This window comes from Opitutaceae bacterium (assembly GCA_041395105.1).
In the GTDB taxonomy this organism is placed as follows: domain Bacteria; phylum Verrucomicrobiota; class Verrucomicrobiia; order Opitutales; family Opitutaceae; genus B12-G4.
Window position 1 is genome coordinate 1,017,318 of record JAWLBB010000002.1, and the last position, 12,637, is coordinate 1,029,954.

General features: G+C 60.9%; 13 protein-coding genes. All 13 read left to right on the top strand.

Going from position 1 to position 12,637, the window contains the following annotated elements:
* The first annotated feature begins 23 nt into the window (after positions 1-23).
* A complete protein-coding gene (gene rsxC, locus R3F07_11000; protein ID MEZ5276896.1) occupies positions 24-1,391 on the top strand; it encodes an electron transport complex subunit RsxC in 1,368 nt (455 codons plus the stop codon).
* Positions 1,388-2,461 (top strand): RnfABCDGE type electron transport complex subunit D, encoded by a 1,074-nt coding sequence (locus R3F07_11005; protein MEZ5276897.1) that lies wholly within the window; start codon positions 1,388-1,390, stop codon positions 2,459-2,461. Before rsxC ends, R3F07_11005 begins: the two co-directional genes overlap by 4 nt.
* The gene (locus R3F07_11010) at positions 2,458-3,183 is read left to right on the top strand and encodes an FMN-binding protein (protein MEZ5276898.1); all 726 of its coding nucleotides are present in this window, start codon (positions 2,458-2,460) and stop codon (positions 3,181-3,183) included. The genes R3F07_11005 and R3F07_11010 overlap by 4 nt, the downstream gene beginning before the upstream one ends.
* Complete coding sequence (locus tag R3F07_11015; GenBank protein ID MEZ5276899.1) at positions 3,180-3,839, top strand: electron transport complex subunit E; 660 nt, start codon at positions 3,180-3,182, stop codon at positions 3,837-3,839. The genes R3F07_11010 and R3F07_11015 overlap by 4 nt, the downstream gene beginning before the upstream one ends.
* Positions 3,829-4,410: an RnfABCDGE type electron transport complex subunit A gene (locus R3F07_11020; protein MEZ5276900.1), complete on the top strand. Its 582-nt coding sequence runs from the start codon at positions 3,829-3,831 to the stop codon at positions 4,408-4,410. Before R3F07_11015 ends, R3F07_11020 begins: the two co-directional genes overlap by 11 nt.
* Positions 4,411-4,415: 5 nt before the next feature.
* Positions 4,416-4,664, top strand: a complete 249-nt coding sequence (locus R3F07_11025; protein ID MEZ5276901.1) for a hypothetical protein — start codon at positions 4,416-4,418, stop codon at positions 4,662-4,664.
* Positions 4,665-4,728: 64 nt separating this feature from the next.
* Positions 4,729-5,589: a hypothetical protein gene (locus R3F07_11030; GenBank protein ID MEZ5276902.1), complete on the top strand. Its 861-nt coding sequence runs from the start codon at positions 4,729-4,731 to the stop codon at positions 5,587-5,589.
* A 109-nt stretch (positions 5,590-5,698) separates the two neighbouring features.
* Complete coding sequence (locus tag R3F07_11035) at positions 5,699-6,736, top strand: uroporphyrinogen decarboxylase family protein (GenBank protein ID MEZ5276903.1); 1,038 nt, start codon at positions 5,699-5,701, stop codon at positions 6,734-6,736.
* Between the two features lie 235 nt (positions 6,737-6,971).
* Positions 6,972-8,570: a sodium/solute symporter gene (locus R3F07_11040; protein ID MEZ5276904.1), complete on the top strand. Its 1,599-nt coding sequence runs from the start codon at positions 6,972-6,974 to the stop codon at positions 8,568-8,570.
* A 233-nt stretch (positions 8,571-8,803) separates the two neighbouring features.
* Positions 8,804-9,382: a fasciclin domain-containing protein gene (locus tag R3F07_11045; GenBank protein MEZ5276905.1), complete on the top strand. Its 579-nt coding sequence runs from the start codon at positions 8,804-8,806 to the stop codon at positions 9,380-9,382.
* Between the two features lie 4 nt (positions 9,383-9,386).
* Positions 9,387-9,815, top strand: a complete 429-nt coding sequence (locus tag R3F07_11050) for a cytochrome c (GenBank protein MEZ5276906.1) — start codon at positions 9,387-9,389, stop codon at positions 9,813-9,815.
* Between the two features lie 29 nt (positions 9,816-9,844).
* On the top strand, positions 9,845-11,818 hold the full coding sequence (gene nosZ, locus R3F07_11055) for a Sec-dependent nitrous-oxide reductase (protein MEZ5276907.1): 1,974 nt from the start codon (positions 9,845-9,847) through the stop codon (positions 11,816-11,818).
* Between the two features lie 197 nt (positions 11,819-12,015).
* Positions 12,016-12,618, top strand: a complete 603-nt coding sequence (locus tag R3F07_11060; protein MEZ5276908.1) for a hypothetical protein — start codon at positions 12,016-12,018, stop codon at positions 12,616-12,618.
* Positions 12,619-12,637 lie beyond the last annotated feature (19 nt).

Sequence of the window (12,637 nt, forward strand, 5' to 3'; positions counted from 1 at the left end):
ATCCGGTATTCACAAACCCTGACATGAGCGGACTGCGCAGTCTATTGGATCCGGCCCACTGGTTCCGAAGCACGTTTTCCCACGGGATCCACCCCGAGGAAAACAAGCACTTCACCGCGGGCAAACCGATCCAGCGGCTCCCCTTCCCTCCGCAACTCATCCTGCCCCTCTCGCAGCATACCGGGGCGCCCTCCGTGTCGTTGGTTCATCCCGGGCAGGAGGTGGTCCGGGGCGAGCCGATCGCCAAGGCGGGAGGTTTCGTCTCGGTCCCCCTCCACGCCCCGGCCACCGGGGTGATCAAGCGGATCGAGCTGATGCCGACCTCGAAGGGGCCCAAGACGCTATCGATCATCCTCGAAGTCTATCCGGGCGACAGCCAGGAGGTGCGCTACTACAATCCCCGGGACGTCAACCTGATGACGCCCAAGGAGATCGTCCAGGCGGTCCAGGATTCCGGTCTGGTCGGTCTGGGCGGCGCCGCCTTCCCCACCCACGTCAAACTGGTCCCGCCAAAGGAACACAAGGTCCATACCGTCCTGATCAACGGCTGTGAATGCGAGCCGTTCCTGACGACCGATCACCGGGTCATGATCGAACAGGCCGAATACCTGATCGCCGGAACCCGCATCTTCATGAAGGCGCTGGGGGCGCAGAAGGCCATCATCGGAACCGAGGAGAACAAGCTCGATGCCGTCGAAGCCATCCGGCCCCACCTTCCGGCCGACGGCTCGATCACCGTCAAGGTGGTCAAAACCAAGTATCCCCAGGGCGCCGAGAAGATGCTGGCCAAGGCTCTCATGAATCTTGAGATCCCCTCGGGCGGCTTTCCCTCCGCGGTCGGCCTGGCCGTCTTCAATGTCTCTTCGACCGCCGAGCTCGGCATGCTGCTCCCCCAGAGCCAGGGCGTGATCGAGCGTGTCGTCACCATCACGGGTCCCGGCATCGACCGGCCCGGCAATTACCTGGTTCCCCTGGGCACACCCCTGCGTTTCATCCTTGAGCGACTCGGCTTCCGGGGAAATGCCCAGCACCTCATCCTCGGCGGACCCATGATGGGAAGCACCGTCGCCTCCCTCGATGTACCGATCACCAAGGGCACCGGCGGCGTCCTCGTCCTGACCGAGAAAGACACCCATGGCCAGATCTCCGACCGCGCCTACCCATGCATCAGCTGCGGCCAATGCGTCGACGCCTGCCCCATGCATCTGAATCCCTGCCAGTTGGGCAAACTGGCCTACAAGAGCCGCTACGAGGAAATGGCCGCCGATTTCCATCTGAACGACTGCTTTGAATGCGGCTGCTGCAGCTTCGTCTGCCCCGCCAGCATCCCCCTCGTCCAGTATTTCCGCATTTCCAAAGCCCGCAACCGGGAGAAACCAAAGGCCTCATGACCGGACCCCTCCAACAGGCTCACGGCAGTCCCAACCCCCAACTGCGCACCTCCCCTCACCTGCGGGTCAGCCCGCCGGTCAACGTGATCATGCGCAACGTGGTCTACGCCCTGCTTCCGGTTTGCGCGTTTTCCGTCTACCAGTTCGGGATCAGCGCCCTGGCCCTCATCGTGGTGACGACCGGCGTCTGCATCGGCACCGAACACCTCATCTGCCGTCTCTCCGGCAAGCCCTCCACCACGCGCGACTGGAGCGTGACCATCACCGGTATCCTCCTGGCCCTGACCCTGCCACCCGGATTTCCGCTCTGGATGGCGGCCGTCGCCGGGATCGTCGGCGTGGGGGTCGGCAAGATGTTCTTCGGAGGACTCGGCTTCAATGTGATGAACCCGGCCCTCGTCGGCCGGGCCTTCGCCCAGGCCGCCTTCACCGTGCCGATCACCACCTGGGTGCCTTATATGAGCGAGGGTCGCTTCACCCAGTTCATCCCCTCCACCCTGACCCTGCCCTTCCTCAAGCCGGACTCGCTGACCGACTGGCTCGCGTCGGTCGCCCCGGACGGCTTCTCCGGCGCAACCCCGCTCGCCCTGATGAAGTTCGAGCACGTGCCAACGGATTCCGTCCAGCTGCTCCTAGGCACGACCGCAGGATCGGCCGGCGAGACGTCAGCCCTGCTCATCCTGCTTTGCGGCTTCTACCTCGTGTTCCGGCGAATGATGAACTGGCGCATCACCGCCGGCACCCTGCTGGTGGCCGCCATCACTTCGGGGATCTTCCACGCCATCAATCCGGAAATCTACCCAGGCCCCCTCTTCACCCTTTGCACCGGCGGGCTCATGATCGGAGCCGTCTTCATGGCGACCGACATGGTGGCCTCGCCGGTCACTCCATTGGGCGTCTGGATTTACGGGGGGATGATCGGGCTCGTCACCGTCATCATCCGACTCTTCGGTGGACTGACCGAAGGTGTCATGTACGCCATTCTGCTGGCCAACGCCTGCTCGCCCCTGATCAGCGCCGTCACCCAGCCCCGCATCTACGGAGCCCGCAAACCGAAGGCCGCGGCATGACCGAATCCACTTCCGAACCCATATCGGCCCCCGAACTGCCGAGCAGCCGGTCCCTCATCGTCACGCTGGGGGTGATCGCCATGCTTTCCGGGCTCTTCATCGTGCTGGCTTACCAGCTGACCAAGCCCCAGATCGCCCTCAACCGGCAACGGGCGATGGAGAAAGCCATCTTCGCCGTCATTCCGGAGGCCACCTCCCGAACCAACCTCAAAGTCGACGCCAGCGGACTGAAGGTCCTGCCCGACGACGCTTTCGCGGAAGCCAATGTCTTCGCCGCCTACAATGCGAAGGGCGAACTGGCCGGACTCGCCATGGAAGCCTCCGCCCGCGGATACCAGGACGTCGTCACCGTCCTCTACGGCTACTCACTCGACAGCCAGTCCATTATCGGGATGACCGTCCTGGACAGCCGGGAAACCCCCGGGCTCGGTGACCGGGTCGAATCCGATCCCGGATTTATCGCCAATTTCGAGAACCTCGACGCCCGTTTGACCGATGACGGTTCGGCCATCGCCAACCCCATCGTCACGGTCAAGAACGGCAAGAAGACGCAGGCCTGGCAGATCGATGGCATCTCCGGCGCGACCGTCACGTCCACCGCGATCGGCAACGGTCTCCGCGAAAGCACCGGTCGCCTCCTGCCCCTTGTGGTGAAGTTTCAGGCATCCATCGATCGGGTACGAACCGATCTCCCGGCGAACACGGAAGGAGGCAACCCATGATCAAGGATCCCAGGGCCCCGGAACCACTCGGATGGGGCACCCTCATGCAGGGTCTCTGGAAGGAGAATCCGGTTTTCGTCATGCTGCTGGGTCTCTGCCCGACCCTCGCCGTCACCAACACCGCGATGAACGCCCTCGCGATGGGCCTGGCCACCAGCTTCGTGCTCGTCTGCTCGGGCGTGCTCATCTCGCTCCTGCGAAAAGTCATCCCCAAGCAGGTCCGGATCGCTTCCTTCATCATCATCATCGCCACTTTCGTCACCATGGCGGACTACGCCATCCAGGCGATCAGTCTCGATCTCTACAAGGCCCTCGGCGCTTTCATTCAGCTCATCGTGGTCAACTGCATCATCCTCGGCCGGGCCGAGGCCTATGCCTCGAAAAACCCGGTCAGCAATGCCTTTGTCAACGCGATGGGCATGGGCGCCGGTTTCACCTTTGCCCTCCTCTGTCTCGGCGTGGTCCGGGAGATTCTCGGGAGCGGCAGCATCTTCGGTGTCGACCTTTTCGGTCCAAGTTTCCAGCCCTGGGCCGTCTTCGTCCTGCCCCCCGGCGGCTTCTTCGTCCTGGCCTTCTGGCTTTTTCTCTTCGCCGTCTTTCGCAAGCGGCAGCAACGAACCCGACTGATGAAAGAGGAGGTGCGCGATGCGGCCTGATTCACTCACCTTTATTTTCCTGAACGCTTTTATCATCAATAATTTCGTTCTGGCGATGTTCCTCGGGATCTGCCCCTTCCTCGGGGTCTCGGGCAAGCTCAAATCCGCCTGGAATATGGGACTGGCCGTGACCTTCGTCATGCTGGTCAGCTCGTCGTGTTCCTACCTGATCAACCTGATCCTGGTCCGCTACGACCTCGAGTTTCTCCGGCTCATCTCCTATATCACGGTCATCGCCTCGGCGGTCCAGCTGGTCGAGATGGCCATGAAGAAATTCAGCCCGGCCATGTTCCGGATGATGGGCATCTTCCTCCCGCTCATCACCACCAATTGCGCCATCCTCGCCCTCGCCCTCTTTCAGACCAACCGCAACTACAACTTCCCCCAATGCCTCGCCTTCGCCCTCGGGGCCGGGGCCGGCTTCACCCTCGCTCTCATGCTGATGGCCGGATTGCGGGAAAAACTTGAACTGGCCGATGTGCCCGACGTGAGCATGGGCGCCGCCCTCAGCCTCATCCTGGCCGGGCTCCTCTCGCTCGCCTTCATGGGCTTCGCCGGACTCGGAGGATGAACCCGATGATCACCCACTTCCTCATCGCGATGCTGGTCATCTTCGGCCTGCTCGCCGGCTGGATCGGAGTCCAACACCTCAGCCGGGTCTTCGCCCGGCGTCATCCCGAATTCGGCCCAGCCCGCGAGGAAGGCGGCGGTTGCGGTTTCCTCTGCCGCTGCAAGGGGTCCGACACCTGCCCGAGAAAATCACGAATCGAAGCACCAACCGAAGGGGTCAGGCCGCTTTTCAATGACGATTCGGATCGTCAATGAAAAGCGGCCTGACCCCTTCCCACCTTTCGAAAAACACCAATCCGATTAGACAGGAATAGAAGTCATGAAGCTTACCGAGTACGATATCAGCCATCCCTACAAGGCAACCGTGGTGCGATCGGAACGGATTACGCCCGAGTCGACCGACGAGGTCCGCCACATCGTCCTGAGCATCCCGGATGCCACCTTCCACCATCTGGAAGGACAAAGCATCGGGGTCCTCGTTCCCGGGCCGCATGCCTTCGGCAACGAGTACCATCTGCGGCTCTACTCCATCGCCAGCACCCGTCAGGGCGAGAACAGCAATATGTCGGAGATCTCCCTCTGCGTCCGCCGTTGCTTCTACATCGATGAGGTCAGCGGTGAACGCTACCCGGGAGTCGCCTCCAATTTCCTCTGCGACCGCCGGGCCGGCGAGCCGGTCGAGTTGACCGGTCCCTACGGACGCCATTTCCTTCCGCCCCGCGACAATACCTGCAATATGCTCATGATCGGAGTCGGCACCGGGATCGCCCCCTTCCGCGCCTTCATCAAGCACATCTACGACGAGCGCAAGGAGTGGAAGGGCAAGGTCCGCCTTTTCTACGGCGCGCGCACCGGCATGGATCTGCTCTACATGAACGACAGCAACGGCGACCTGAGCAATTACTACGATCAGGCAACCTTCAAGGCTTTTGAGGCCCTCAGCCCGCGCCCCCACGCCAACGCGCCCGAAGAAGTGGAGAGCACGATCAAGGCGAACGCCAAGGAGGTCTGGGAACTGATCGAGGATCCCAAGACCTACACCTATGTTTCGGGTCTGACCAAGCTGGAGGAGAAACTCGACAAGGTCCTCGCCGACCTCGCCGGTTCCCCGGAAAAATGGGCGGCCAAAAAGAAGGAACTCATCGCCGCCGGCCGCTGGTCGACCCTGTTCTACGACTGATTTCTGACCGATCCGCCATATGACTCCTCGTGAGCGATACGTTGAAACCCTGACGTTCGGCTCACCGGACCGAATCCCGTTGATTCCCGGGAACCCCCGCGAATCAACCTTGGCCAATTGGCTTCAGCAGGGGATGAAGGCGGGCGCGAGCTGGTCCACCCAGGTCGCCGACGCCCTGGGTCTCGATTGCGACCAATTGGTCAGGCCCGGCGACACCCTGAAGATCGATTTCAACCTGCGCCCCCGATTCGAGGAGAAAACGATCGAACGCCGTGAGCGGTCGATCGTGGTCCAGGACTGGAAAGGGAACATCTGCGAGATCTCCGATCAGTTCGATGTGACCTACCTGCGCACGGCCCGCGACTTCGTCACCCGAAGCTGGATACGTTGCCCGGTGGAAAACCGCGAGGACTGGCTTCGGATGAGGGAACGATACGATGCGGCCGACCCGGATCGGTTTCCCGCGGATTTCGCCCGGCTCGGGGCCTCCCTGGCGGATCGCGACCAGGTGATCAAGGTCATTGTCTCAGGACCTTTCTGGATCATGCGCGAATGGTGCGGGTTCGAGGGGCTGTGCATGATGATGATCGACCAGCCCGACCTGGTGGCCGAGATGGCGGATTTTTACCGGCAATACATCACCGGAATGTTTGCCCGTATGCTCGAGCATGTGGTCCCGGACCACGTCCAGTTCTCGGAAGACATGGCCTACAAGGAAAAGGCCATGATATCCCCGGCCATGACCCGGGAGTTCTGCCAGCCGTGCTGGAATTCATGGACTGCCCAACTGAAGACGGCCGGTGTTCCCCTGGTTGAGATCGACAGCGACGGATACGTCGGCGGTCTGATCCCGATCTGGATCGAATCCGGCGTCCTCCTGAGCAGCCCGGTTGAAGTGGCGGCCGGCAATGACATCAACGCCTTCCGCACCACGTTCGGGCGGGACCAGGCTTTTCTTGGCGGTGTGGACAAGCGGGCCATGGCCAAGGGCGGCGCCGTTCTTCGGGACGAGTTGAAGCGGATCGAACCGGTGGTCCGAAGCGGCGGCTACATTCCCGGATGCGACCACGGCGTACCTTCGGATGTGTCCTGGCCCAATTTCCTCGAGCATACCCGGCTGATCGCCCGGATGTCCGGCTGGCTCTAGATGACGCGAACGGGGTCAGGCCGCTTTTTGTATATGAATTGATATCTTAAACAAAAGATGACGCGAACGGGGTCAGGCCGCTTTTTGTATATGGATTCGAATCCATATACAAAAAGCGGCCTGACCCCTTCTCCTGATGGACGGTAACACAAAATCGTTCCTGACTCGTTTCGGGAGCCGGATAGACCTGTGCCACTCGTCTTCGCCCTCCGTCCCGCCCCACCCCGCCGCCCCCATGAGCAACGAACAGATCCTCGATATCTCCGTCGTCATCGTCTACATCATCGGTATCACCATCCTCGGCATCTGGGTGGGACTGAGGAAGTCGAAGAACCCGGAGTCGTATTTCCTCGGTGGCCGGTCCTTTGGCTGGATGCTAGTCGGGTTTTCCATATTCGCCACCAATATCGGGATGGGCTTTTTCGTCGCCTGGACCGGCAAGGCGGCCCGCTCGGGATTCGCCACCCTCAACCCGGAACTGCTCGGCGGCGTCATGCTGACCATTTCCGCCATTGTCTTCATCCCGCTCTACCTGCGCAGCCGGCTCTTCACCATCCCCCAATTCCTTGAGCTGCGCTTCAATCGGACAGCCAAGACCCTCTTCGGCGGCATCTTCGTCTGCCAGTCCATCCTCGGCAGTCCGATCGGCATGTACACCGCCGCCCTCGGTGTCCTCGGTCTTTTCGGATGGGATCTCAGCCCGACCAATGTCGTTCTCTGCGGCATCATCATCGCCTGCACCGTGGGCCTCTACGCCATCTTCGGCGGACTCACCTCCGTCGTGGTGACCGACATGGTCCAGGTCTTCATCATGCTGGCCGGGGGCATTCTCGTGGCCGGGGTCGGTCTCTGGAAAGTCGGAGGCATCGGCGAGCTCTACACTCAGTTGCCCGACCACTTCGAACTGCTCCGACCTCACAGCGACGCCGAATTCCCCTGGAGTGCGGTCATGACCGGACAGATGCTCCACTCCGCCTTCTTCGCCTTCTGCTCCATCGCCGTTCTGCAGAGAGCCCTCGGCGCGAAGGATGCCTACAACGCGAAATGCGGCATGCTCTTCGGCGCCTATCTCAAACTCTTCGGCATCGTCCTTTTCGTCATTCCGGGTCTGGTCGGAGTCATCCTCTACAAGGATATTCCCAATCAGGACATGCTCTACACCACGATGGTCCGCGACTTTCTGCCGGCGGGTCTGTCCGGCCTCGTCCTCGCCGGGATGATCGCCGCCATGATGTCGAGCCAGGACTCCGGCATCAATGCGATGTCCGCCGTCGTCGCAATGGACATCTACCCGCTCTTCCGCAAAAACGCATCCAATGCCGAGGCCATCTGGGTCGGCAAGGGCTTCGCCGCCCTGAACATCATCTGGGGAATCGCGGCCGCTCCGCTGTTCCTTACCATGAACAACGCCCTCTTCGACCTCGGCATGACCGTGGCCGGGTTCATGGTCATCCCCTCCGGGGTCTGTTTTCTGTTCGGTCGATTCAGCAACCGGGCCAACTCCTACGGAGCCGTCACCACCCTGATCCTCGGTCTCCTGATCGGACTCTACTACGTCCTGGCCAAGAATTTCCCCGCCGCCGGAGTCCCCATCCCGGATGCCGTGAGGTCGATGCACTTTTACCATGTCTTCCCCCTCGTCTTCCTTCTTCTGACCGCCGTTTTCTTTGGAGTCAGCTACCTGACCCCTCCACCCGCCCCGGAGAAGCTTGAAGTCATCCGACCAATGGTACAGGAGATCGAGACCGGCCCCAGAAGACCCCTGCTTCGGTCCTTCAATTTCTGGTGGATCCTTTACCTGGCAATCGTGGTGGGCCTCTACGTCTTCATCTGAGGAAGACGGTTCCGCATCGGTCCCGGAGTGGAACCGAACCGAGTCGCCGCGGCTGAAGGGGTGCATCCCGATCCCGGACACCCTCCGCTTCAGCTTCTGAACCCTATTAGCTCGGTTCTTATTTTCTTGAAATCCAGAATTAAAGATCGTTTAATCGTCTTATGAGTCTAGATTCCCCTTCGAGATCCCGAATCACAACGCAATCCCCCAACCCTCATCCCCCTGATTCCATCATGACAAATCCCGCCTTGAGCCTGGGCCTGATTCTCGTGCCCGCCGCATTGCTTTTCGGCGCGTGCGCCAAACCGACACCCGTGGATTCAGCCCCGGAATCCACGGCCACCGCGGCTCCGGCCAAGGGCCAGTCGGCCGTTGTCGACGGAGAGTCCGCCGCCAACGCACTTCAGGTCGCCATGTCCCTCGATGACTTTTCCACTCTCGTCGTGGCCGTCCAGGCCGCCGGGGTCGAGGATGCCCTGGTCAACGTCGGCCCCCTCACCGTCTTCGCCCCGGTCAATGCCGCCTTCACAAAGCTGCCCGAGGGGACGGTCGAGACCCTGCTCAAGCCGGAGAACAAGGGAACCCTGACCATGATCCTGATCAACCACGTGGCCCCCTCGAACTACCCGATCGAGACCCTCGAGAAGAACGCCACCAAGGGCCGAGACCTCTATATGGCCTCCGGTGAATACCTGAAGGTCGAAGAGAAGGCCGACGGCATCTACGTCGGCGGCACCCGCATTCTTCAATCCGTCAAAGTGAGCAATGGATGGATCCACGTCATCGACACCGTTCTCCTTCCCGCCGAATAGTCCCATGAAATACCCGACCACCCTCCTCCTGCTGCTCCTCCCCCTTCTCTTTCTGCCCGGATGCGGCGGCGAAAAGACCGCCCGGGACGGACCCATCGACCCCATGAAAGACAAGGGCGTCGGCCCGATCAAGAGCGTGACCCTCGGCCCGATCGACGACGCTTTGGCCGCCAAAGGCAGCGAGATCTACCAGGCCAAGTGCACCGCCTGCCACAAAGCGGACAAGCGCTTCATCGGCCCCGCCCCCATCGGCATTCTCGAACGGCGCACCCCGGAATGGGTCATGAACATGATCCTCAACCCGGAGGTCATGATCCAGAAAAACGCCCAAGCGCGCCAGCTGCTGATGGAATACACCGCCCCGATGGCCAACCAGAACCTCACTCAGGACGAGGCCCGGGCCGTCCTCGAATACTTCCGAACTCTCAAATAACTCCACGCAACCTCCAGACCCCAGTCAGCATGAAAACATTCGTCCAATCGATCATCGCCGTCACCGCTCTCGCCATTCTGAGCGCATGTGGCAAGCAGGGTTCCAATCAGGGCGCCGGACACGGAGCCCTCAGCGGCAACGCAGCCGAGAGAGTCTACGTCCCCCCCGGAGAGCACGACGAGCATTACGCCTTCATTTCAGGCGGATTCAGCGGTCAGTTGGCGGTCTACGGACTGCCCTCGGGCCGACTCTTCAAGGTGATTCCGGTGTTCTCGCAGGACGCCGAGAAAGCGTACGGGTACAATGAGGAGACCAAGCCCCTCCTCAACACCTCCTACGGTTTCATCCCCTGGGGCGACTCCCACCATCCGGACATCTCCCAGACCAATGGCGAGGTCGATGGTCGCTGGGTATTCATCAACGAGAACAACACGCCCCGCATCGGCCGCATCGACCTGACCACCTTTGAGACGGTTGAGACGATCGAGATTCCCAATTCCGCCGGCAACCACAGCTCCTCTTTCGTGACCGAGAATACGGAATACGTGGTGGCGGGCACCCGTTTCAGCGTGCCGATTCCCCAGCGCGACATGCCGATCAACGAATACAAGGGCAACTTCAAGGGTGCGCTTTCGTTTATCAAGGTCGATCCCAAGAGCGGTGAGATGAATCTCTCCTTTCAGATCCTGATGCCGGGTTTCAATTACGACCTCTCCCATCCCGGCCGGGGCAAATCCCATGGCTGGTTCTTCTTCACCACCTACAATACCGAAGAGGCCAACTCCCTGCTCGAGGTCAACGCGTCCCAGAACGACAAGGACTTCATCGCCGCAGTCAACTGGCAGATGGCGGAAAAGCTCATCGCCGAAGGCAAGGGGCGCAAAATGGCCGCCAACTACGCCCACAACCTCTATGACGAGAGCACCCAGTCGGCTTCGACCGAGATGATCGACGAAGTCATGGTGATCGACCCGGCGGATCACCCCGGACTGGTCTTCTTCCTGCCCACCCCGAAATCACCCCATGGTTGCGATGTTTCTCCCGATGGCGAATACATCATCGGCAGCGGCAAGCTGGCCGCCTCCATCACCGCGCATTCCTTCACCAAGATGAAGGAGGCGATCGAAGCGAAGAACTTCGATGGCGAAGCCTACGGCATCCCCATCCTCAGCTACGAAGGCACCCTCGCCGGCACCGTCCAGCAGCCCGGCCTCGGCCCCCTCCACACCGAGTTTGACGGCAAGGGCAATGCCTACACCACGTTCTTCATCTCATCCGAGGTGGTGAAGTGGAAACTTGGCACTTGGGAAATCGTCGACCGCAAGCCCTGCTATTATTCGGTCGGGCATCTCATGATTCCCGGCGGCAACTCCCGCAAGCCGTGGGGCAAATACCTGGTCGCCATGAACAAGATCACCAAGGACCGTTATCTTCCGACCGGCCCTGAAGTGACCCAGTCGGCCCAGCTTTATGATATCTCCGGCGACAAGATGGAGCTGTTGCTCGACTTCCCGACCGTGGGCGAGCCGCACTACGCCGCCGGATGCCCGGCGGACCTCATCGCCGCCAACTCGAAGAAGTTCTACGCCCTCGAGGAAAACAACCACCCCCATGCCGTCAAAAACGGTTCCGAGGCCAGGGTGGTCCGCGAGAGCCCGAATGTGGTCCGCATCTACCTGACCATGATCCGCAGTCACTTCACCCCCGACAATATCGAGGGGGTCAAGGTCGGCGATACCGTCTACTTCCACGTGACGAACTTGGAGCAGGACTACGACGTGCCGCACGGCATCTCCATGATCGGGGCCCGCACGAGCGAGCTCCTCATCATGCCGGGTCAGACCGAGACGTTTGTCTGGAAACCGGAACGCCCCGGAGTCTGGCCCTTCTACTGCACCGATTTCTGCTCGGCCCTCCATCAGGAGATGCAGGGATACGTCCGGGTTTCCCCCACGGATTCCAACGTGCCGATCTCCTTCACTCTCGACGGCGATCCCCTCTGAGCCGCCAACCGCCTTTGGTCTGGTAGGCCATCACCACCCCCGCCCCTTCGACCGGCGGATTCGGCCGGCGGGGGGGCCGGGCTTGCCGAGAAAATCCCATCACGCCGCGACGCGGCCGTCTCCGGCCACCGGGACGCCCGGTTCCGCGCCGTGACTCCCGAAGCCGGATCCCCGTTGTTCCCGAAGTATCCACCCAGATGAAAAAACCACAAATCCTCATGATCGCGGGATCACTGATGCTGCTCTTCCTCTTCGTATTCCCCATGTGGGTCATACGTCTCGAAGCACCGCAATACCCGATTCCCCTGGGCATGGATATCTCCATCACGAAGATCACCGGGGAGAACCCGAACGATCTGAAGAACATCAATATCATGAATCACTATATCGGGATGCACCCGATCCCGGAGAAGATTCCCGAGTTCTCCATCTTCCCCGCAGTGATCCTCTTCATGGTTGCGCTGGGAATCGGGATCGGAGTCAAGGGGAACTACAAATGGTTTCTCGGGTGGTTCATCCTGATGTCCCTGCTCGGATGCGCCGGCATGGTCGACTTCTATATCTGGGAGTACAACTACGGCCATTCCCTCGATGCCAAAGCGATCATGAGTTTCAGCAATCCCGATGGTTCGCCCCTCGCCTACCAACCGCCGCTGATCGGGACAAAGAAGATCCTCAACTTCACCGCGCATTCCTACCCGAAGATCGCCGCCTACCTCATGTTTGCCGGTATGCTGATGACCCTCGCAGCCAGTTATCTCGGATGGAAGGAGTCCAGGGCGATCAAGGCGTCAAGCTGACATCCCGTACCGCGACCTT

What these genes read in the sequence shown, in the direction of transcription:
- rsxC (MEZ5276896.1), top strand. Translation starts at nt 24, where the DNA reads ATGAGCGGACTGCGCAGTCTATTGGATCCGGCCCACTGGTTCCGAAGC.
- R3F07_11005 (MEZ5276897.1), top strand. Translation starts at nt 1,388, where the DNA reads ATGACCGGACCCCTCCAACAGGCTCACGGCAGTCCCAACCCCCAACTG.
- R3F07_11010 (MEZ5276898.1), top strand. Translation starts at nt 2,458, where the DNA reads ATGACCGAATCCACTTCCGAACCCATATCGGCCCCCGAACTGCCGAGC.
- R3F07_11015 (MEZ5276899.1), top strand. Translation starts at nt 3,180, where the DNA reads ATGATCAAGGATCCCAGGGCCCCGGAACCACTCGGATGGGGCACCCTC.
- R3F07_11020 (MEZ5276900.1), top strand. Translation starts at nt 3,829, where the DNA reads ATGCGGCCTGATTCACTCACCTTTATTTTCCTGAACGCTTTTATCATC.
- R3F07_11025 (MEZ5276901.1), top strand. Translation starts at nt 4,416, where the DNA reads ATGATCACCCACTTCCTCATCGCGATGCTGGTCATCTTCGGCCTGCTC.
- R3F07_11030 (MEZ5276902.1), top strand. Translation starts at nt 4,729, where the DNA reads ATGAAGCTTACCGAGTACGATATCAGCCATCCCTACAAGGCAACCGTG.
- R3F07_11040 (MEZ5276904.1), top strand. Translation starts at nt 6,972, where the DNA reads ATGAGCAACGAACAGATCCTCGATATCTCCGTCGTCATCGTCTACATC.
- R3F07_11045 (MEZ5276905.1), top strand. Translation starts at nt 8,804, where the DNA reads ATGACAAATCCCGCCTTGAGCCTGGGCCTGATTCTCGTGCCCGCCGCA.
- R3F07_11050 (MEZ5276906.1), top strand. Translation starts at nt 9,387, where the DNA reads ATGAAATACCCGACCACCCTCCTCCTGCTGCTCCTCCCCCTTCTCTTT.
- nosZ (MEZ5276907.1), top strand. Translation starts at nt 9,845, where the DNA reads ATGAAAACATTCGTCCAATCGATCATCGCCGTCACCGCTCTCGCCATT.
- R3F07_11060 (MEZ5276908.1), top strand. Translation starts at nt 12,016, where the DNA reads ATGAAAAAACCACAAATCCTCATGATCGCGGGATCACTGATGCTGCTC.